This window comes from Pseudonocardia lutea, from assembly GCF_042658055.1.
Lineage (GTDB): Bacteria > Actinomycetota > Actinomycetes > Mycobacteriales > Pseudonocardiaceae > Pseudonocardia > Pseudonocardia lutea.
The window spans coordinates 40183-59889 of record NZ_JBHSQK010000001.1; the positions used below are offsets into that span (position 1 = coordinate 40183).

The window sequence follows — 19707 nt, forward strand, 5'->3', positions numbered from 1 at the left end:
CACCGCACCGACCACACCGGGCCCTCGGTCGCGGCCCGGCCGGTGCGTAGTATCAGGGCGAACCGGTTCCGTCGAAAGGACTGCTCATGCCGAGTCTCGGCGGGTGGGAGATCGTCATCCTCGTGGTGGTGGTGCTCCTGCTGTTCGGCGCCAAGAAGCTGCCCGACATGGCCCGCTCCGTCGGCCAGTCCGCCCGCATCTTCAAGGGCGAGATGAAGGGCATGAAGAACGACGGCAAGGCCGAGGAGCCGGCGAAGCAGCAGCCCCCGGCCCCGCTGCCGCCGGCGCAGGCCCAGCAGGGCACCACGGGAGGCACCACCGGCTCGGAGGCGTCGGCGCGGCCGGCCGAGCAGCCGGCGGAGCAGCGCGAGCACCAGCAGTAGGGCCCCGCTCGACGTGGTGAAGCTCAGCCGCCGCCGGAGGCCGAAGAACCCCGACGGCACGATGACGCTCGTCGAGCACCTCTACGAGCTGCGCAACCGCCTCGGGATCTCGCTGCTGGCGATCGCGCTCACCACGATCGTCGGCTACATCTGGTTCGAGGTCGGGTTCTTCGGCGCGCCGAGCCTGGGCGCCCTGCTCAAGGAGCCGTACTGCTCGCTGCCCGCCTCCTCGCGGGCCGTGTTCACCGCCGACGGGTCCTGCACCCTGCTCGGCACCGGGCCGTTCGACCAGTTCATGCTGCGGCTGAAGGTCGGCGCGGTCGCGGGCGTCGTGCTCGCCTGCCCGGTGTGGCTGTACCAGGTGTGGGCGTTCATCGTGCCCGGGCTGTACCCGAAGGAGCGCAAGTTCGCGCTGATCTTCGTCAGCACGGCGGCGGTGCTGTTCGTCGCCGGGGCGGTGCTCGCCTACTTCGTCGTCTCGCAGGGCCTGGCCTTCCTGCTGACGATCGGCAGCGAGGTCCAGACCACCGCGCTGACCGGCGAGAGCTACTTCGGCTTCGTCATCGCGCTGCTGCTGATCTTCGGCGTGAGCTTCGAGATCCCGCTGCTCGTGGTGATGCTGAACCAGGTCGGGATCCTCGGCTACGAGCGGCTGCGCAAGTCGCGGCGCGGGATCATCTTCGGCCTGTTCGTGTTCGCCGCGGTCGCGACGCCGGGGCAGGACCCGATCTCGATGACCGCGCTCGCGGCCGCACTCACGCTGCTGTTCGAGCTCGCGATCCAGATCGCGCGCGTCCACGACAAGCGCAAGGCGAAGCAGCGCAAGGCCGAGGGCTGGGACGACTGGGACCCGGACGCCCCGTCCCCGGTCGACACCACCCCGAGCCGTATCGACGACGGGCCCAGCACCCTCGACGGGCCCAGCACCCTCGACAGGCCCAGCACCCTCGACGGGCCCGGCCGGGTCGAGCAGCCGGCCCCCGTCCCGCCGCCGTCGCCGGCGAGCAGGGCGGAGCCGAGTGCCCGCAACGTCGACGACGTCACCTGAGCCGCGTCACCCCGTCCACGCGCGGCCGCGCGACCCGTGAGCGGGGTAACGCGACCGTCCGACGGCGGAGTGTCGGTGAGGTGTGACAGCCTGGTCAGGTGGCCAGCAGCACACCGGCCCCGGCCGAGGCGTACGCCGCGGCCCGGGCCCGCGCCGCGCATCCGCGGCTGAGCGAGTTCGCCGGGTCCCTCCCCTTCGGTCTCGACGGTTTCCAGCGGGAGGCCTGCGAGGCGCTCGAGGACGGGCACGGCGTGCTCGTGTGCGCGCCGACCGGCGCGGGGAAGACCGTCGTCGGCGAGTTCGCCGTGCACCTCGCCCTCGCGCAGGGGCTGAAGTGCTTCTACACCACGCCGATCAAGGCGCTGTCGAACCAGAAGTACGCCGACCTCGTCGAGCGCCACGGGGCCGGCGCCGTCGGCCTGCTCACCGGCGACACCAGCGTGAACGGGGACGCCCAGGTGGTCGTGATGACCACCGAGGTCCTGCGGAACATGATCTACGCGGGTTCGCGGTCGCTCGACCAGCTCGGGTACGTGGTGATGGACGAGGTGCACTACCTCGCCGACCGGTTCCGCGGGGCGGTCTGGGAGGAGGTCATCCTCCAGCTGCCCGAGCACGTCGCGATCGTCAGCCTGTCGGCCACGGTCAGCAACGCCGAGGAGTTCGGGGACTGGCTGGTCGCCGTGCGCGGCGACACCGCCGTCGTCGTCGACGAGGTGCGGCCGGTGCCGCTGTGGCAGCACATGATGGTCGGCAACCGGCTCTACGACCTGTTCGCGGAGCGGAGCGGCGAGCTCGCCGTCGATCCCGAGCTGCTGCGCCAGACCCGCGAGCTCACCCGCCAGGACAACATGGCCGCCTGGGTGACCGACGGCCGTCGGGGCCGCTCCTCGGGGCCTGGGCGGGGCGGTCCGCCGCGGGCGCGGGGCGGGATCCGGCCGGCGTCACGGGTCACGGTGATCGACCGGCTGGACCGGGCGGCCCTGCTGCCGGCGATCACGTTCGTGTTCAGCCGCGCGGGGTGCGACGCCGCCGTGGGCCAGTGCGTGCGGGCCGGGCTGCGGCTCACCACCGAGGCCGAGGTCACCGAGATCCGGCGGATCGTCGAGAAGCACACCGGCGACCTGCCGCAGGCCGACCTGGGCGTGCTCGGCTACTGGGAGTGGCGCGAGGCGCTGGAGCGCGGCATCGCGGCGCACCACGCGGGCATGCTGCCGGCGTTCAAGGAGACGGTCGAGGAGCTGTTCGTTGAGGGGCTCGTGCGGTGCGTGTTCGCCACCGAGACCCTCGCGCTGGGCATCAACATGCCCGCCCGCACCGTCGTGCTGGAGCGGCTGGTCAAGTACAACGGCGAGGCCCACGTCGACCTCACCCCGGGCGAGTACACGCAGCTCACCGGGCGCGCGGGGCGGCGGGGGATCGACGTCGAGGGGCACGCCGTCGTCATCTGGCAGCCGGGGGTCGACCCCGAGCACGTCGCCGGGCTGGCGTCCACCCGCACCTACCCGCTGCGCAGCTCCTTCCGCGCCGACTACAACATGACGATCAACCTCGTCGAGCGGCTCGGCATCGAGCAGGGCCGGGAGCTGCTGGAACAGTCGTTCGGGCAGTTCCAGGCGGACCGGTCGGTCGTCGGGCTGGCGCGGCGGATCGAGCGGAACACCGAGGCGCTGCGCGGCTACGCCGAGTCCATGCAGTGCCACCTCGGCGACTTCGCGGAGTACGCGCGGCTGCGCCGGCAGGTGTCGGACCGGGAGAAGACGCTGCGCCGGCAGGGCTCGGCCGAGCGGCGCACCGAGGTCACCGAGTCGCTGCGGACGCTGCGGGCCGGGGACGTCATCGCCGTGCCGGGCGGGCGCCGGGCCGGGCTCGCGGTCGTCCTCGACCCGCCCGGCGACCACGAGGACCCGCGGCCGCTGGTGCTCACCGAGGACCGGTGGGCCGGGCGGCTCTCCAGCGCGGACTTCCCGGCGGCGGTCACCGCGCTCGGCCGGATGCGGCTGCCGAAGCACGTCGACCACCGCTCGCCACGGGTGCGGCGGGACCTCGCGTCGTCGCTGCGCAACACCGGCATCGTGCCGCCCACGCCGCAGCGACGCCGGCGCGGCGGCCGGGCCGTCGACGACCCCGAGCTCGCCGCCCTGCGGCGGGCGCTGCGGGCCCACCCGTGCCACGGCTGCGACGACCGCGAGGCCCACGCCCGCTGGGGCGAGCGGCACGCCCGGCTCGAGCGGGAGACCGAGCAGCTGCGGCAGAAGGTCCGGGCGACCACGCACTCGCTCGCCCGCGGCTTCGACCGGATCCGCGCGCTGCTCACCGAGCGCGGCTACCTCGACGGCGAGACGGTCACCGACCACGGGCGCCGGCTGGCCCGGCTGTGGGGCGAGTCGGACCTGCTCGCCGCCGAGTGCCTGCGCCACGGGGTGTGGGAGTCGCTGGACCCGGCCGAGCTGGCGGCGGTGGTGTCCGCGCTGGTCTACGAGTCGCGCCGGGACAACGCCCCGGTCCCGCGGGTCCCGGCCGGGACGGTCACGGACGCCCTGGCCGAGACCGTGCGGATCTGGGCGGAGCTGGAGCAGGACGAGCGCCGGCACAAGATCGACCGCACCCGGGAGCCGGACCTCGGCTTCGCCTGGCCGATGCACCGCTGGGCGCGCGGCGAGTCGCTGGCCCAGGTGCTCGAGGCGGCGGAGCGCAACGGGCAGGAGCTGTCCGCGGGCGACTTCGTGCGCTGGGCCCGGCAGGTGCTGGACCTGCTCGAACAGATCGCCGCGGTCGCCGGGAAGTCCGACGGGGTCGGCCGCACCGCCCATCGGGCGGCCCGGGAGGTCCGGCGCGGGGTCGTGGCGGCGGGTATCGGCTAGCGCCGCGGCATTCTGCACCCGGGCGGCGGCCGGACCATCGAGCCGAGCGCCGGTCGCCGATCGCGGCCGGAGCCGCGCGCGACCGGCCGAGCTCCGGCCGATCGCGGCCGACCGCCGGTCCGGCCCGGGAAGTAACCGGCCGCGGCACCTGGCGGCCCCGTGTCGCGGGCGACGAGTTCCCTCGCCGCGGATAGGCGGGCCCCAGAGTGATCGTTGTTCGGGACCGGTGGCGGCCAGGTGCGGCCGACACGTGGCCCGAGTGGCGATCATGTGCCACGCCGGTTGCCGCGGTCGCCGGTGATCACCGGTAGGGGAGCTTCTCGGCTGCATTCGGCCGTGCGGTGGCCCAAGCCGCCATGTGCCGCCGTGGTCGGTTCGTCGACCGGTGATCGTTGTCCGGGAAGCAGTTCGGCCGTGTACGGCCGGGATGGGGCCCGACCGGCGATCATGCCGCGCGGGCGCCAGGGGTCGCGGGTTCTGGGCGTATGGAGCAGCGGGCGCTGGACCGCCCGTAGTGCTGTGGGCACTCAGGGTGTGAGCGGGCGGAGCGGGGGACGACCGGCCGCTGCGGCAGGCCGCGGTGTGCTTGGATCGTTGCCCGGGCCGCAGGCTGCGGCACGTCTGCGCCACGGCCTGCCCGCCACGGCACCGGCGAGCACGGACCAGCACGGACCAGCACGGACCAGCACGGAACTCAGGACGGACGGAAGGTCGGCGATGAGCACCCCACGGGACCCGCACGGCGAGACGGACCGGGGCCACCGGGCCGCCGGCGGCCAGGGAGACGCGGCCGGGCCCGATCCGTCGTCCGGCGGTGGCCGTGTGGACGAGCACGGCCCCGAGCACGGCGCCCACCGCGGCCCGGGCCACGGCTCGGACCACGCCTCGGACTATGGCTCGGACCGGGGCTCGGACCGGGGCTCGGACCGGGGCTCGGACCGGGGCTCGGACCGGGGCTCGGACCACGCCTCGGACTACGGCTCGGCGAACTTCGGCGGGGAGCGCGACGTCGATCCGGCCGACCGCACCGTGCCGCACACGGGGCGTTCCGGATGGGACTTCACCGGTACCCCCGAGGCCGATCCGCCCACCCCGGCGTACGGCTCGCCGGCCGTCGACGCCCGCGCCGACGGGACGTCCCGGTCGGGCGCGGATCACGAGTCCACCCCGGCCCACGGTTGGCCGTCCGAGGGCGGCGCGGCCCCGCGGACCGGTGATCCCGCCGCAGGCGGGTCCGAGTGGAGCGCGGCCGGGTCCGGCGCGTCCGGCTGGAGCTCCGGCGGTCACGGCGAGGGTTGGGATGCGGCCGACACCGCGGCATGGGACCCCGAGGGCACCACCGCACACGGCGGATCCGCCTGGGCCCCGGAGGGCGACCGCACCGCCGCGCACCCGGCACCGGCGGGTGGTTGGGATCCCGCGGGCGCAGGTCTGGCCGGCGCCACCTCGGCGACCTCGACGCTCCCCCGAGGGGAGGGCCGTGCCGCGCGCCGTCGGGGACGGCCGGGTGGGCGCAGGACCCTGATCGCGGTCGCCGCGGCCGTGGTCGTGGTGCTTGCCGTGCTGGCCGTGACCGCGTTCTGGAAGCCGGGGTTCCTCGTGACCGAGGAGTTCGACCAGCAGGCGCTTCAGGCCGGCGTCACCCAGGTCCTCACCCAGGACTACGGCCTCGGTGCCACCGGCGTGAGCTGCCCGGAGGGCCAGAAGGTGGAGGCGGGCACGACCTTCACCTGCTCGGCGAACGTCGACGGCGAGAACGTCGAGGTCCCCGTCACGGTCCTCGACGACCAGGGCACCTACCAGGTCGGCCGGGTCTGACCGGGCCGAGCGCGGCGTCCGCGCGCGCATTCCGGGTGACAGCGCACGGCCCGAGGGCCGAGGATCGGCGTTCGTGAGCACGACCGGCACCGAGCCCCAGGAATCCGGGCCTCAGGAACCCAGGCCCCAGGAACCCGGGCCCCAGGAGCCCGGGGCCCAGGAATCCGCGCCCCAGGAATTCGCGCCCCGGGAATCCCCGCCCCGGGAATCCGTGACCGACCCTCGCTCCGCAGGCCGCCTCGGCCACGAGGTGCGGGTGCTGGAGCCCGACGAGCTCCGCGCGGCCCACGCGCTGTTCGGGGCCGCCCTGCACGCCGCAGGTCCGGTGGACGACGAGCGGTGGGCCGTCACCCGGACCTCGTACGCCCCCGGGCGCACCCTCGGCGTGAACCTTCCCCCCGACACCTTGGCCGGGACCGCCACCAGCTTCGGATCGGAGCTGGTCGTGCCGGGCGGCCGGCGGGTGCCGATGGCCGCGGTGACCCGCGTCGGCGTCCGGGCCGACCGCACGCGCCGCGGCCTGCTGACCGCGCTCATGCGTGCGCAGCTGCGCGAGGCTGCCGACCGCGGCGAGGTCACCGCGACCCTGCGGGCCAGCGAGGCCCGGATCTACGGCCGCTTCGGCTACGGGGTTGCGAGCCGCGGACGGACCCTCCGGGTGGACGCGGGTGCCCGGTTCCGCACCGGCACCCCAGCCGGCGGCGCGGTCCGGCTGATCGATCCCGACGAGGCCGCGACCGTGCTGCCGCCGCTCTACACCCGCATCCTCGGCGACACCACCCGTCCGGGCCCGATCGTCCGGGACGCGGGCTGGTGGGCCTTGTCCCTCCGCCGTCCCCGCACGGACGCGGCCCGGGGGATCGCGGTGCATACCGGCCCCGACGGCGACGACGGCTTCGTGACCTGGACGGTGCGCCAGGAGGGCACGGAGTTCGGGGAGAACGTCCTCGAGATCGCCGACCTGCACGCCGCGACACCACAGGCCACGAGCGGCCTCTGGCGGTTCCTGCTCGGCATCGACCTCCTCCGGCACGTGTCCGCCCCGCTCCGTCCGCTGGACGAGCCGGTGGACCTGCTCCTCGAGGACCCACGCGCCTGCCGGACGACCGGCATCGACGACGAGACCTGGCTGCGCCTGCTCGACGTCCCCGCGGCCCTCGCCGCCCGCACGTGGGGCGGGACCGCGGGCGAGCCGCTCCGCCTCCGCGTGCACGACGCGGTGTTCCCGGCGAACGACGGCGTGCACGTGATCGGCGCGGGCGACCGGGACGGCACGAACGGCCCCGCGCCCGGCGCGCCCGGCGACGGTCCGGCCGACCTCGAGTGCGACGTCGCGGGCCTCGCGATGGCCTACCTCGGTGATCGGCGCCCGTCGGAGCTGGTCGCGAGCGGCTGGTGGACCGCCTCCGACCGGGCCGACGTGGCGCGGGCCGACAACCTCTTCGCGACGGCCGAGGTGCCGTGGTGCGGGACCTTCTTCTGATCCCCCTGAGCCTTCTGACCCCCCTGAGCCCGGTCCCGAGCGACGTCGACGGCGCGGAGCGGGCCGGAGCGGACCCTCAGCCCTTGAGCGCGGCCAGCAGCCGATCCACTGACCCGCCCAGGCCCCAGCGCTCGGCCAGTGCGGCGAGCGCCCCGGCGTCGGCGGGGGAGTCCGGCAGGGCGTCGGCCCGGGAGAGCTCCACGGGCGCGTCCTGCACCACCCGCACCACCGGCTCGACGACGGCCAGGTAGTCCGTCGCCTTCGACAGCTTGCTCCGGACGCTCGCCGCGAGCCGGGTGTCGCCGACCTCGCCCACGGCCGCGACCAGCTCGGCCCACGAGCCGAACTTCCCGACCAGCGTGGCCGCCGTCTTCGCGCCCACCCCGGGCACCCCGGGCAACCCGTCGGAGGGGTCGCCGCGCAGCATCGCCATCTCGGCGTACGCCTCGCCGGCCCGAGCCCGCGGGACGCCGTACTTCTCGGCGACCTCGGCCGGCCCGAGGAGCTCGGCCTTGGCCAGGCCGCGGCCCACGTAGAGCAGCCGCACCGGGGTGGGCTCCTCGCGGACGATCTGCATGAGGTCCCGGTCGCCGCTGACCGCCACCACGGGGTCGGCGGACTCGCGGTGGGCCAAGGTGCCGATCACGTCGTCGGCCTCGTGACCCTCCGCGCCGCCGGTGGCGATGCCGGCGGCGGCCAGCACCTCGAGGATGATCGGCACCTGCGGCGCCAGGGTGTCCGGCACCTCCTCGGGGATCCCCGCGGGCGCGGTGTCCGGCCCGCTGCCGGGCGTGGAGCCCTCGATCCGGTGCGCCTTGTAGGAGGGCAGTGCCTCCACCCGGAACGCCGGCCGCCAGTCGAGGTCCAGGCAGGCGACCAGCCGCGCGGGGCGGTGCTCGGCGACCAGGCGGGCGATCATGTCGGTGAATCCGCGGACCGCGTTGACCGGTGTCCCGTCCGGCGCGGTGATCGACTCCGGCACGCCGTAGAAGGCGCGGAAGTACATGCTCGCGGCGTCGAGCAGCATCAGCGAGCCGGCGGGTGCCTGGAGCGCGGACTTCTGGGGTGCCGTCACGGTGAGCCAGCATGCCAGGCACGGCCGACGCGCAGCGTGAGCGCCCTAAGCTCGCCCCATGAGCCACGCCGTCCCCACCGAGCTGCTCGCCGACCGGTTGCGCCGGGCCGGCGAGATCGCCGCCGAGCAGGGCACCGACGTCCTGCTCGTCACCCCCGGCACGGACCTGCGCTACCTGGTCGACCACGCGGGCGAGTCCCACGAGCGGCTGACCTGCCTCGTGCTCCCCGCCGCAGGTCACCGGGCCCCGCCCGCGCTGGTCGTGCCCCGGCTGGAGGCCCCCGGGTTCGACCTCCCGACCCTCGAGGCGCTCGGCGTGGAGGTCCTCACCTGGACCGACGGCGAGGACCCGTACCTGCTCGTGTCCGACCTCGCGGGCGGCCCCACGCGGATGGCGGTGGCCGACGGGATGCCGGCGCGGCACGTGTTCGGCCTGCGGGACGCGTTCCCCGACGTCCGGCAGACGCTCGCCGGACCGGTCCTGCGCGAGCTGCGGATGCGCAAGGACGCCGCGGAGGTCGAGCAGCTCCGGCTCGCCGGCGCCGCGATCGACCGGGTGCACGCGCGGATGGCCGAGATCCTCAAGCCCGGCCGGACCGAGGCGCAGGTCGGCGCGGACATCGAGGCCGCGATCGTCGCCGAGGGGCACACCGAGGCCGCGTTCGTGATCGTCGGGTCGGGGCCGAACGGCGCGAGCCCGCACCACGACGTGTCGGACCGCGTGGTCGAGCCCGGCGACGTGGTGGTCGTCGACATCGGCGGGCCGCTCGCCAGCGGCTACAACTCGGACTGCACCCGCACGTACGCGGTCGGGGGAGAGCCGCCGGCGCCGGTGCGCGAGACCTACGCCGTGCTGCAGGAGGCGCAGGAGCGCTCGGTGCGGGCCGTGCGCCCGGGCGTCACGGCGGAGTCGGTCGACGAGGCGGCCCGCGCCCCCATCACGGAGGCCGGCCTCGGCCCGCGGTTCGTGCACCGCACCGGCCACGGCATCGGCCTCGACGTCCACGAGGAGCCCTACATCGTGGGCGGCAACGCGCTCACCCTCGAGCCCGGGATGGCGTTCAGCGTGGAGCCCGGTATCTACCTCGACGGGGAGTGGGGCGCCCGGATCGAGGACATCGTGGTGGTGACCGAGACCGGCGCCGAGCGGCTCAACAACGGGTCCCGGGACCTCGTCGTCCTCTGAGTCGTGCCGCCGGTCGACCGCGTCGATCGAGGCCGTCGCTTCGACCGCGTCGGTTGCGTCGCCTCGAGCGGTCGGGCCGGCGGGTCCGGGCGCCCGGCGCGGCCCGCTCACGCCGCCACCTCCGGATGGGCGGCACCGTCGCGCCCGGGCACGCACGACGCGCGCGCCGCGCCGCCGCCGAGGAACTCGCGCAGGCAACCCGCGATGGCGGTGTGCGCCGCCGCGGTCGGGTGGAAGGACTCCTGGAACAGGTGCCGGCCCGCGGTGTCGAGGGCGCCCTGCACCAGGGTCCGCGGGTCCACGGTCAGCCGGCGCTGCCACTCGTCGCGCAGCGGTCCGGTGCACGCCTCGCGGCCCTCGGCGAGCCGGGCGAGGTCGAGGAACCGCGCGCCGACCCGCTCGGCCACCGCGCCGATCGTGGCGGCGAGCTGCGGGAAGGCCACGGTCCGGCCCCACCCGGCGTCGGGCCGCGAGTACGGGCAACCCTGGACCCCGTGCCAGACCGGCATCGCCTCGCTGCCCGGCGCGGCGTAGGAGAGCAGCACGAACGCGTAGTCGGTCGGTGCGTAGCCCGCCTCGGTCATGGCCGCCCGCACGTCCCGGGCCGCGGCCTCGATCCGGGGCGCCACGGCCGCGAGTCGGCCCGCCCAGCCCGGGCCGACGGTCGTGCGGCACCCCGGCTCGCGCAGGTCGAGGAAGGCCCGGATGCAGGCGACGGCGACGCCGGACAGGTCCGGCTCGTCGTTCGCCCCCACCTGCAGCGTCACCGCCAGGACCCGCTGCCGCCGCGCGACCTCCACCAGCCGCCGTGCCTGCGATCCCTCGGTGTGGTGCACCGCCGCACCGAACCCGACGTGCTCGGCACCGGCCCCCGAGCAGGCCAGGTTCACGCCGATCTCGGCCAGCGCGCTGCGGTGCACGTAGGCCGCGGGGGAGCGGTGGCACCAGTTCCCGCCCTCGCCGCGCGTCCCCGCCTCGTAGCCGCCGGCGCCCTCGCCGGAGGCGGCGCTGTCGCCCAGCGCGACGACGGCGGTCGGCCGGGGGTCGGGCGCGGGACCGGGCGGGACGCCCGCGACGGCCCGGGGAGGCGCCCCGACCGAGGCGAGCACGACGAGGAGGGCGAGCGCGACCAGAAAGGCGAGCGGGGACGTCGGGCGGCGACACGGGGTGGGGAGCAGGCGGATCGGCACGCGGCGGACGCTAGGAGCGCGGACCCGGCCGCAGGAGTCCTCGCCCCTCCGCTGTGGACAACCGCGCTCCCCGGCACGCTCGACCGCGGCCACCGGGCCGCACGGGCACATCGATGTGGACAGCCACGACCCGAGGGCTCGAAGTGTCGGGGAGATCTGCTATGTCGCCCCTCCGGGGGAACCCCGGTCCTGCTCCGGGCGTTGTCCGGAGGCACCCGCTCCGCGAAGGCGGCATCGTGAGGTGCAGGGCGGCGAGAACCGCCGCCGACCGATCGAGGAGCTCGACGACACCATGGCAACCACCCTCACCCGCCCCCGCAACGGCGCCGTCATCGCCGGCGTCTGCGCCGGCCTCGCCCAGCGCTTCGGCCTCAGCCCGTTCGTGGTCCGGCTGATCTTCCTGCTGTCCTGCCTGCTCCCGGGCCCGCAGTTCGTGGTCTACATCGTGCTGTGGATCCTGATGCCGAAGGCCCCGTACTGACCGGTCCCGTGCCGGTCGACCCCGTGCCGGTCGACCCCGTGCCGGTCGACCCCGTGCCGGTCGACGGCGGCGGGGTGCGGTAGACAGCCGGCCGTGTCCCGCACCCTGCTCACCGGCCTCCGGCTGCCCGGCCGGCCCGGTCCCGTCGCGATCGAGACCGAGGCCGGACGGGTGACCTGGACCGGGGGAGCGGAGGAGGTCCGGGAGCGCAGCGCCGCGCGCGTCGAGGAGCTCGACGGGGTCCTGCTGACCTCGCCGTTCGTCGACGCGCACGTGCACGCGACCGCCTCCGGCCTGCTGCTCGACGGGCTGGACCTCACCCGCTGCGCGTCCGCGGCGGAGGTCCTCGCGGCGGTGGCGGAGGCCGCGGGCGCGGCCCCGCCCTCCGCCGTCGTGTGGGGTCACGGCTGGGAGGAGGACCGCTGGTCCGGCCCTCTGCCGACCCGGGCCGAGCTGGATCGCGCCGCCGTTGGCCGGGCGGTCTACCTCAGCCGCATCGACGTCCACTCCGCCCTGGTCTCCACCGCCCTGGTCGACCGGGCACCCGACGCCGTCGGCAGCGCGGGCTGGAGCCCGGCCGGCCCGCTCAGCGCCGACGCCCACCACCACGTCCGCCGCGCCGCCCTGGCCGCCCTGGACCCCGCGCAGCGACGCTCGGCCCAGCGCGCCTTCCTCGACCACGCCGCCGCCCGCGGGGTGGCCGAGGTGCACGAGTGCGCCGGTCCCGAGGTCTCCGGCCGCGCCGATCTGGCCGACCTGCTCGGGAGCGGGCACGGCGTGCACGTCGTCGGGTACTGGGGCGAGGCCGTCGACACCCCGCAGGCCGCGCACACGCTCCGGGGGGAGACGGGGGCGCACGGCCTGGCCGGCGACCTGTTCGTCGACGGCTCGCTCGGCTCGCGCACGGCCGCCTTGCACACGCCGTACCTCGACGCCCCGGACTGCACGGGCAACCGCTACCTCGACCCCGACGCCCTCGCCGCACACCTCACCGCCTGCACCCGCGCCGGGATCCAGGCGGGCTTCCACGTCATCGGCGAGGCCGCCGTCGAGGACGCCGTGGCCGCGCTGGAGGAGGCCGCCCGCCGCACCTCGCCCGGGGCGGTCCGGGCCGCCCGCCACCGCCTGGAGCACCTGGAGATGGTCGACGCCGGGCAGGCCGCCCGGCTGGCCGCACTCGGCGCGGTGGCCAGCGTGCAGCCCCTGTTCGACGCGGCGTGGGGCGGGCCCGACGGAATGTACGCGGCGCGGCTCGGGCCGGACCGGGCCCGCGGGATGAACCCGTTCCGCGCGCTCGCCGGGGCCGGCGTCGCCCTCGCGTTCGGCTCGGACTCCCCGGTCACGCCGCTGGACCCGTGGGCCGCCGTCCGGGCCGCGACGGCCCACCGCACCCCCTCGTCGTCGGTCGACGAGGGCACCGCCCTGGCCGCCCACACCGCCGGCGGCCGGTACGCCGCGGGCGGTTCCGGTACACCCGTCCCGGTGACCGGCGGCCCCGCCTCGTACGCGCTCTGGGACGGCACGCAGTGCCTGCGTACGGTGCGCGAGGGCCGGATCCTGCACGGGACCGGGGGCGGACCCGAGGAGTGACGTCGGGCGCCCCCGCTTCCGCGCCGCCGCTTCGCTCTGGCATCCTGTCCCGCGTGATCGACCGGACCGGCCGCCGCCCCCTCGCGGGTCGCTGCTGTCCGGGGTGTTGTCGCTGTTGCCGCTGACACCCCCGGAACCGTCCGCCCGCCGCGCTCCCGCGGCCCACACAGACTGCGATCACCTCCATGACCGCTCCCGCGGCCTCTGCGCTCGGCAGCCCCCGTCCCTCCGCCGTTCCCGCGCTCCCCGAGCCCGACCTGCGCGGACACACCGTCGTCGCCCTGCACCCGCACCCGGACGACGAGGCGATCTTCACCGGCATCACGCTGCGCCGCCTGGCCGACGCCGGTGCCCGCGTGGTGCTCGTCATGGCCACCGGCGGTGAGCTGGGCGGCTCCCGGCTCCCCCTGCGGCCCGGCGAGACCGTGCGGCAGCGCCGGCTGGCCGAGCTCGAGCACGCCGCCGAGCTGCTCGGCGTCGCCCGGCTGGTGCTGCTCGGCCGCCGCGACTCCGGGCTGCCCGGCGGGCCCGACAGCACCCACGCCCGCGCGCTCGCCGGCGCCGAACCGCTCGCCCTGGCCAGCCGGCTCGCCGAGATCGTCGACGACGAGGGCGCCGGCACCCTGCTCGCCGACGACGAGCTGGGCGTCTACGGCCACCCCGACCACCGGATGGCCGGCGTGGTCGGCAGCATCGCCGCCGAGCTGACCGGCGCGGACGCCTACCTCGCGACGGTCGACCGCAACGGCCTCGGCCCGGATGGGCACCTCGTGCACGGCGCCGCCCGCGCCGCATCGGTGCCCTTCGGCCGCGAGGGCGACGAGATCGCGCTGACCGTCGCCGGCGACGCCCGGCACCTCGCGGTCAAGCGGGCCGCGATCCTCGCGCACGCCAGCCAGGTCGACCCCGCCGAGCTCCCGGAGCAGGACTTCGCCGCCGCCTACGGCCGCGAGTGGTTCCGCCGCACCGGCCCCGCGGCCCGGCCGGGCGTGCTCGACCTCCTGTAGCAGCCGCCCTCCTGCAGCAGACCCCGCGGGTGCGCGCCGTAGGCTCTCCCCGTGGCCGCACCGACCCTCGACCCCGCGCAGGCCGGGTCCGCCCCGCGGGGCTCGCGGTCCGCGCGGTCGCTGCGGCTGCTGGCCCGGGTGCTCCCGGCGGTCGCCGCCGGCGTGCTGCTCTACCTGAGTTTCCCGCCGCGCGAGCTGTGGTGGCTCGCGCCGCCGGTGTTCGCGGTGCTCGGGGTCGTGCTGCGCGGCGTCCGCGCCCGCCGTGGGTTCCTGCTGGGTTTCCTGTTCGGCCTGGGCTTCCTGGTTCCGCTGCTGAGCTGGACCGGCAGCTTCGTCGGCGCGCTGCCGTGGCTGGCCCTGTGCCTGTTCGAGGCGCTGGCGTTCGGCCTGGCCGGTGCCGGTATGGCGGTGACCTCCCGGCTGCCCGCCGCGCCGCTCTGGGGCGCCGCGGTGTGGGTCGCGGCCGAGGCGCTGCGCAGCCGGGTCCCGTTCGGCGGCCTCCCCTGGGGGCGGGTCGGGTTCGGCCAGCCCGAGGGCCTCTTCCTGTCCGCGGCGTCGGTCGGCGGGGTGCCGCTGCTGTCGTTCGTCACCGTGCTCGCCGGGCTCGCGCTCGGCGAGCTGGTCCGGCGGCTCGTCCGGCGCGAGGTCCGGGCGGCCGTCGTCCCGGCCGTCCTGCTGGTGATCGCGCTGGTCGCGGGCCCGGTCGCGGGGCTCGTCCCGGCCACCGTGAACGGCCCGACGAAGCCGATCACCGTCGCCGCCGTCCAGGGCAACGTGCCGCGGCTGGGCCTGGACTTCAACGCCCAGCGCCGCGCCGTACTGGACAACCACGTCCGGGTCACCGAGCAGCTCGCCGCGGACGTGGCCGCCGGCCGGCAGCCGCAGCCCGACGTCGTCATCTGGCCGGAGAACTCCTCCGACATCGACCCGTTCCGCAACGCCGACGCCGCCGCGGTCATCTCGCGGGCCGCGGCCGCGATCAGGGCGCCGATCCTGGTCGGCTCGGTGCTGGTGAACCCCGACCGGACGGCCAGCAACACGATCCTGGTCTGGGACCCGGTGCTGGGCCCGGTCGCGCGCAACGACAAGCGGCGGATCCAGCCCTTCGGCGAGTACATGCCGTGGCGCTCGTTCTTCCGGCTCTTCTCCAGCTACGTCGACCGGGCGGGCAACTTCGTGCCCGGTCCGGGCCCCGGCGTGCTGCAGGCCGGCGGCGCCGAGATCGGTGTCGCGATCTGCTGGGAGATCGCGTTCGACGACCTGGTGGCGGACAGCGTCTCGGCGGGTGCGACGATGCTCGCCGTCCCCAGCAACAACGCCACCTTCGGCCTGTCGGAGATGACGTACCAGCAGCTGGCGATGTCGCGGGTGCGGGCGGTCGAGCACGACCGGCCGGTGGTCGTCGCGACGACGTCGGGGGTCAGCGCGACGATCACGCCGGAGGGCGCGGTGACCGGCAGTACCGGGCAGTTCGTGCCCGGCACCCTGGTCGCTGTCGAGTCGCTGGAGGACACGACTACGCTGGCCACTCGGCTGCGATCCGTGCCCGAGTGGGTGCTGACCGCAGTGGGAGTCATGGCGATCGGCGCCGCGCTGCTCACCGGGAGGCGGGCACGCCGGGGTGCGGCCGCCGCGCAGGAGGGGGCGGGGCCCCGCACGGGGCCCACGGACGCCCCCCGGGCAGGAGAGGACGTCGATGGCTGAGCCCCCGGGACCGGTCCTGGTGGTCATCCCGACCTACGAGGAGCGGGAGAACCTCGGCCGGGTCGTCGCGCGGCTCAACGCGGCCGTGCCCGACGCGGACATCCTGGTCGTCGACGACGCCAGCCCCGACGGCACGGGCGAGCTCGCCGAGGAGATGGCGGCGAAGGACCCGCGGGTGCGCGTGCTGCACCGGGAGGGCAAGAGCGGCCTCGGTGCCGCCTACCTCGCCGGCTTCCGGCACGCGCTGAGCGGCGAGCACCAGGTCGTCGTCGAGATGGACGCGGACGGCTCGCACGCCCCCGAGGACCTGCCCGCGCTGCTGGCCGCGCTGGAGGAGGGCCCGGGCGCCGACCTGGTCCTCGGCTCCCGCTACGTGCCCGGCGGCGAGGTCGTGAACTGGCCCGCCCACCGCGAGTGGCTCTCCCGCGGCGCCAACCTGTACGCGCGGATCGCGCTCGGCGCGCACGTCCGTGACATCACCGCGGGCTACCGGGTGTACCGGCGGCAGGTGCTCGAGCAGCTCGACCTCGACTCGGTGATCTCGCAGGGCTACTGCTTCCAGATCGACCTGGCGTGGCGGGCGCTGCAGGCCGGCTTCCGCGTCGTCGAGGTGCCGATCACCTTCACCGAGCGGCAGATCGGGTCGTCCAAGATGGACGCCGCCGTGATGATCGAGGCGTTCGTCAACGTCGCGCGCTGGGGCTTCGCGCACCGGTTCCGCCGGCTGCGTCCCGCCCGGGAGGTCCGGGACACCGCCGCGGGCGACGGGTCCGTCCGCGCCTGATCACCGCTCGTTAGGCTGCCCGCCATGAGCGACGCCGTGACGAACGCCGAGCGCGAGACGCTGACGTGGGAGACGTTCGGCACGGCCTCGCGCGAGCTGGCCGAGCAGGTCGCCGACAGCGGCTACCGCCCGGACATCATCCTGTCCATCGCACGCGGCGGCCTCTTCGTGGCGGGCGCGCTGGGCTACGCGCTGAGCGTGAAGAACCTGCACGTCATGAACGTCGAGTTCTACACCGGGGTGGGGGAGCGGCTGGCGTTGCCGGTCATGCTCCCGCCCGTGCCCAACGTCGTCGACCTGTCCGGGGCCCGGGTCCTCGTGGCGGACGACGTGGCCGACACCGGCGCCACCCTGAAGCTGGTGCGGGACTTCTGCGGCGAGCACGTGGCGGACGTGCGGTGCGCGGTCGTCTACGAGAAGCCGCAGAGCGAGGTGCGCTGCGAGTACGTGTGGAAGCACACCCCGCTCTGGATCAACTTCCCCTGGTCGACGCTGCCCCCGGTCGTCGGGTCCGGGGTGCTCGACGCCTGATTGCAGTAGGGAACCACAACGCGGGCTCAGGGCCCGGTTCTGCGCAGCATGGAACCATGATGCGGCTCGAGAGCCGGATCCTGCGCATCGTGGTTCCAGAGTGCGCCTCACAGCGCGGCCAGCTCCTGCTCCAGGTCGTCGAGGCCCAGCGAGCCCTGTGAGAGCGCGGCCATGTGCCAGGCCTTCAGGTCGAACTCCGCACCCCGCGCCCGCCTCGCGGCGTCCCGTCCGGCCAGCCACGCGCGCTCGCCGAGCTTGTAGCTGATCGCCTGCCCCGGCCCACCCAGGTAGCGCAGCAGCTCGCTGTCCAGGAACGCGGCGTCGCGCCCGCAGTAGGCGCCGAAGAAGTCCCGGGCCAGCTCCGGGGTCCAGGTCCGGCCGGCGTGCCGCGGCGAGTCCGCCGGGACCGCCAGCTCCAGGTGCATGCCGACGTCGATGAGCACGCGGATCGCCCGCATCATCTGCGCGTCGAGGTAGCCGAGCCGCTCGCCGGGGTCGGTGAGGAAGCCCAGCTCGTCCATCAGCCGCTCGGCGTAGAGCGCCCAGCCCTCCAGGTTGCCACTGATCATCCCGGCCGAGGCCTGGAACGTGGAGAGCTCGCCCGCACAGAGCGCCCACTGGCCGAGCTGCAGGTGATGGCCCGGCACGCCCTCGTGGTACCAGGTGCTCACCAGGTCCCACATCGGGAACCGGTCGCGGCCGAGAGTGGGCAGCCACGTGCGGCCGGGCCGGGAGAAGTCGAGCGAGGGCTGCGTGTAGTACGGGGCCGCGGCGCTGCCCGCGGGCGCGATCATGGCCTCCACCCGCAGCAGCTCGGGCGCGAGGTCCACGTGCGTGCCCTGCAGCGCGGCGATCGTGTCGTCCATGATCCCCTGCAGCCGGTCGCGGATCGCCTCGACGCCCTCGACGACCTCGCCGTGGGTCTCCAGGTGCACCATCGCCTCGCGCGGCGTGGCCCCGGGCAGGATCCTCGCGGCCTCGACCCGCTGCTCGCCGAGGATCCGGTGGAACTCCGACCAGGCCCAGTCGTAGGCCTCGCGGGGATCGAGGTCTGCGCCGGTCCAGCGGCGGACGGCGACCCGGTAGCGCTCCTCGCCGACCGCGTCCGCGACGCCCTCGGTGCGCGGGCGGTACTCGCGGGTCAGGAACTCCCGCAGCGTGCCGAGGGCCGCGGTCGCGGCATCCGCGCTGCCGTCGGGCAGCCCGGCTTCGGCGGCGAACGCGGCGAACCAGTCGGCCGCGAGCCACGCGCCGAACTGGTCGACGACGGCGTCGACCTGGCGGGGCGCGGCGAGCAGCCCGCGGGCGGCGCCGGCCCGGAGGCTCTCGGCGTAGCCGGCGAACGCGGCGGGCACGGCGGCCAGGCGTGCCGCGACGTTCGAGCGCTCCTCGGCCGTGCCGGTGGGCATCAGGGTGAGCGTGGTGCGCAGGTCCTGGACCGGGCCGAACAGGATCTGGACGTTGCGCAGGTGCTCGCCGAGCTCGCGCGTGGCCCGTGCGGCGGCGAGGCGCTCGCGGAGCAGCCGGGCGCACCGGCGTTCGGTGTCGTTCCCGGGCTCACCGGCGGCGTCGAGGCGGGCGAGGGTGTCCCAGTCGAGGGCGTCGAGCGCCTCCTCGCCGGCGGGGGACAGATCGGGGAGCCGGTCCTGGCCGGTGGGCAGGCCCAGCGAGGTCGCGAGGAGCGGGTCGAGCTCGGCGTGCGCGGCGACGTGGGTGTCGGCCAGCTCCCGGATCGTGCGTGCGGACATGTGGTCATCATCGCCTGCCCGACCCCGGACACCACGAAGCCGGGCCCCACGGGAGGTGGCCCGGCTTCGTGGTGTGCTGCGGCGCGTCCGCCGTGGCGTCGCCGTCGCGACGCCGACCCGTTCGAGGGGTCAGACGATCACTAGGCGATCTCCTGGCGGCGCTCGCGGAGCAGGTCGAGGCGCTCGTTGAGCAGCTCCTCCAGCTCCGGGATGGAGCGCCGCTCCAGCAGCATGTCCCAGTGGGTGCGCGGCGGCTTGGTCTTCTTCTGCTCCGGCTCGACACCGTCGACCCGGCGACCGACGCCGCCCTGCGGCGACTCCCAGGTCGCGGGGGCCTCGGCGTCGTTCGCGAAGGGAACCTCGAACTCGTGGCCCGCGGGAGACACGTAGCGGACCACCTGCCGCGGCGCCAGGTCGTGATTCCGGTCGGTCTCGTAGCTGACAGCCCCGAGCCGGCTGCCACGGAGCACGCGGTCGGCCATGCGCGTCATCCTCCCGTCTTCGGCCGAGGGGGGCACCCCTCGACGGTCACGTCGTCGCCACCGGGTGTAACGTCTGCAGTACAGACGTGCATTCCCGGGGGGAAGCATTCCGCGGGCCGTGCCGACCGTCCCACGACCGTCGGTCACCCGCTCCTGTCCCGAACTGAGAGTGTGGCCCAAAGGCCGCTCTGCCACACGCGAATGTGACGTGTCAGCCCTCTGTGACTTAGCTCACCGGCACGGCGCGGAGTGTTTACATCCCGGTGGCTTCCCGTTACCCGGCCACCTCATGCATCCGAAGAGACGCAGGTGAGGGCTGTTCGCCGAGCGACG

The 19707-nt window shown here is 75.4% G+C and carries 16 protein-coding genes; 12 read left to right on the forward strand and 4 right to left on the reverse strand.

All coding sequences use genetic code 11. The annotated features are described in order from the left end of the window. The first annotated feature begins 86 nt into the window (after window positions 1-86). The 5 genes from tatA to ACFQH9_RS00220 all read left to right on the forward strand — a co-directional run bounded on the left by tatA (window position 87) and on the right by ACFQH9_RS00220 (window position 7596). Window positions 87-383 (forward strand): Sec-independent protein translocase subunit TatA, encoded by a 297-nt coding sequence (gene tatA, locus ACFQH9_RS00200; RefSeq protein WP_379562822.1) that lies wholly within the window; start codon window positions 87-89, stop codon window positions 381-383. A gap of 61 nt (window positions 384-444) precedes the next feature. After that, window positions 445-1431 carry a twin-arginine translocase subunit TatC gene (tatC, locus tag ACFQH9_RS00205; RefSeq protein ID WP_379562981.1) on the forward strand — a complete coding sequence of 329 codons (987 nt, stop codon included), beginning with the start codon at window positions 445-447 and terminating at the stop codon, window positions 1429-1431. Between the two features lie 98 nt (window positions 1432-1529). Continuing rightward, window positions 1530-4295, forward strand: a complete 2766-nt coding sequence (locus ACFQH9_RS00210) for a DEAD/DEAH box helicase (RefSeq protein ID WP_379562824.1) — start codon at window positions 1530-1532, stop codon at window positions 4293-4295. A gap of 717 nt (window positions 4296-5012) precedes the next feature. Beyond that, window positions 5013-6113 (forward strand): DUF4333 domain-containing protein, encoded by a 1101-nt coding sequence (locus tag ACFQH9_RS00215; protein WP_379562826.1) that lies wholly within the window; start codon window positions 5013-5015, stop codon window positions 6111-6113. A 211-nt stretch (window positions 6114-6324) separates the two neighbouring features. Continuing rightward, window positions 6325-7596, forward strand: a complete 1272-nt coding sequence (locus ACFQH9_RS00220) for a GNAT family N-acetyltransferase (RefSeq protein ID WP_379562828.1) — start codon at window positions 6325-6327, stop codon at window positions 7594-7596. A gap of 76 nt (window positions 7597-7672) precedes the next feature. Here ACFQH9_RS00220 and ACFQH9_RS00225 read toward each other — a convergent pair whose 3' ends face one another. After that, complete coding sequence (locus ACFQH9_RS00225; RefSeq protein WP_379562983.1) at window positions 7673-8623, reverse strand: 5'-3' exonuclease; 951 nt, start codon at window positions 8621-8623, stop codon at window positions 7673-7675. A 106-nt stretch (window positions 8624-8729) separates the two neighbouring features. Between ACFQH9_RS00225 and ACFQH9_RS00230 the strand changes: the two genes are divergently transcribed. Next, complete coding sequence (locus ACFQH9_RS00230; protein WP_379562830.1) at window positions 8730-9857, forward strand: M24 family metallopeptidase; 1128 nt, start codon at window positions 8730-8732, stop codon at window positions 9855-9857. 107 nt (window positions 9858-9964) lie between these two features. Here ACFQH9_RS00230 and ACFQH9_RS00235 read toward each other — a convergent pair whose 3' ends face one another. Beyond that, window positions 9965-11047, reverse strand: coding sequence for a GDSL-type esterase/lipase family protein (locus tag ACFQH9_RS00235; RefSeq protein ID WP_379562832.1), 1083 nt, complete (start codon window positions 11045-11047; stop codon window positions 9965-9967). Window positions 11048-11339: 292 nt separating this feature from the next. Between ACFQH9_RS00235 and ACFQH9_RS00240 the strand changes: the two genes are divergently transcribed. From ACFQH9_RS00240 to ACFQH9_RS00265, 6 genes are all read left to right on the forward strand, one after another. Next, window positions 11340-11528, forward strand: coding sequence for a PspC domain-containing protein (locus ACFQH9_RS00240; RefSeq protein ID WP_379562834.1), 189 nt, complete (start codon window positions 11340-11342; stop codon window positions 11526-11528). A 93-nt stretch (window positions 11529-11621) separates the two neighbouring features. Continuing rightward, window positions 11622-13118 carry an amidohydrolase gene (locus tag ACFQH9_RS00245; RefSeq protein WP_379562836.1) on the forward strand — a complete coding sequence of 499 codons (1497 nt, stop codon included), beginning with the start codon at window positions 11622-11624 and terminating at the stop codon, window positions 13116-13118. A 185-nt stretch (window positions 13119-13303) separates the two neighbouring features. Beyond that, window positions 13304-14125: a PIG-L deacetylase family protein gene (locus ACFQH9_RS00250; protein ID WP_379562838.1), complete on the forward strand. Its 822-nt coding sequence runs from the start codon at window positions 13304-13306 to the stop codon at window positions 14123-14125. A gap of 51 nt (window positions 14126-14176) precedes the next feature. Beyond that, window positions 14177-15829 carry an apolipoprotein N-acyltransferase gene (gene lnt, locus ACFQH9_RS00255; protein ID WP_379562840.1) on the forward strand — a complete coding sequence of 551 codons (1653 nt, stop codon included), beginning with the start codon at window positions 14177-14179 and terminating at the stop codon, window positions 15827-15829. Continuing rightward, a complete protein-coding gene (locus ACFQH9_RS00260) occupies window positions 15822-16613 on the forward strand; it encodes a polyprenol monophosphomannose synthase (protein WP_379562842.1) in 792 nt (263 codons plus the stop codon). The genes lnt and ACFQH9_RS00260 overlap by 8 nt, the downstream gene beginning before the upstream one ends. Before the next feature lie 24 nt (window positions 16614-16637). Further along, window positions 16638-17144 carry a phosphoribosyltransferase gene (locus tag ACFQH9_RS00265; RefSeq protein ID WP_379562844.1) on the forward strand — a complete coding sequence of 169 codons (507 nt, stop codon included), beginning with the start codon at window positions 16638-16640 and terminating at the stop codon, window positions 17142-17144. A 107-nt stretch (window positions 17145-17251) separates the two neighbouring features. On the opposite strand, the gene ACFQH9_RS00270 is transcribed toward ACFQH9_RS00265, so the two are convergent. Together ACFQH9_RS00270 and ACFQH9_RS00275 are read right to left on the reverse strand one after the other, a co-directional pair. Then, window positions 17252-18892 (reverse strand): DUF885 domain-containing protein, encoded by a 1641-nt coding sequence (locus ACFQH9_RS00270; RefSeq protein ID WP_379562846.1) that lies wholly within the window; start codon window positions 18890-18892, stop codon window positions 17252-17254. 140 nt (window positions 18893-19032) lie between these two features. Further along, complete coding sequence (locus ACFQH9_RS00275; protein WP_379562848.1) at window positions 19033-19374, reverse strand: RNA polymerase-binding protein RbpA; 342 nt, start codon at window positions 19372-19374, stop codon at window positions 19033-19035. Window positions 19375-19707: the final 333 nt, after the last annotated feature.

What these genes read in the sequence shown, in the direction of transcription:
- tatA (WP_379562822.1), top strand. Translation starts at nt 87, where the DNA reads ATGCCGAGTCTCGGCGGGTGGGAGATCGTCATCCTCGTGGTGGTGGTG.
- tatC (WP_379562981.1), top strand. Translation starts at nt 445, where the DNA reads ATGACGCTCGTCGAGCACCTCTACGAGCTGCGCAACCGCCTCGGGATC.
- ACFQH9_RS00215 (WP_379562826.1), top strand. Translation starts at nt 5,013, where the DNA reads ATGAGCACCCCACGGGACCCGCACGGCGAGACGGACCGGGGCCACCGG.
- ACFQH9_RS00225 (WP_379562983.1), bottom strand. Translation starts at nt 8,623, where the DNA reads ATGCTGCTCGACGCCGCGAGCATGTACTTCCGCGCCTTCTACGGCGTG.
- ACFQH9_RS00230 (WP_379562830.1), top strand. Translation starts at nt 8,730, where the DNA reads ATGAGCCACGCCGTCCCCACCGAGCTGCTCGCCGACCGGTTGCGCCGG.
- ACFQH9_RS00240 (WP_379562834.1), top strand. Translation starts at nt 11,340, where the DNA reads ATGGCAACCACCCTCACCCGCCCCCGCAACGGCGCCGTCATCGCCGGC.
- ACFQH9_RS00250 (WP_379562838.1), top strand. Translation starts at nt 13,304, where the DNA reads ATGACCGCTCCCGCGGCCTCTGCGCTCGGCAGCCCCCGTCCCTCCGCC.
- ACFQH9_RS00260 (WP_379562842.1), top strand. Translation starts at nt 15,822, where the DNA reads ATGGCTGAGCCCCCGGGACCGGTCCTGGTGGTCATCCCGACCTACGAG.
- ACFQH9_RS00265 (WP_379562844.1), top strand. Translation starts at nt 16,638, where the DNA reads ATGAGCGACGCCGTGACGAACGCCGAGCGCGAGACGCTGACGTGGGAG.
- ACFQH9_RS00270 (WP_379562846.1), bottom strand. Translation starts at nt 18,892, where the DNA reads ATGTCCGCACGCACGATCCGGGAGCTGGCCGACACCCACGTCGCCGCG.
- ACFQH9_RS00275 (WP_379562848.1), bottom strand. Translation starts at nt 19,374, where the DNA reads ATGGCCGACCGCGTGCTCCGTGGCAGCCGGCTCGGGGCTGTCAGCTAC.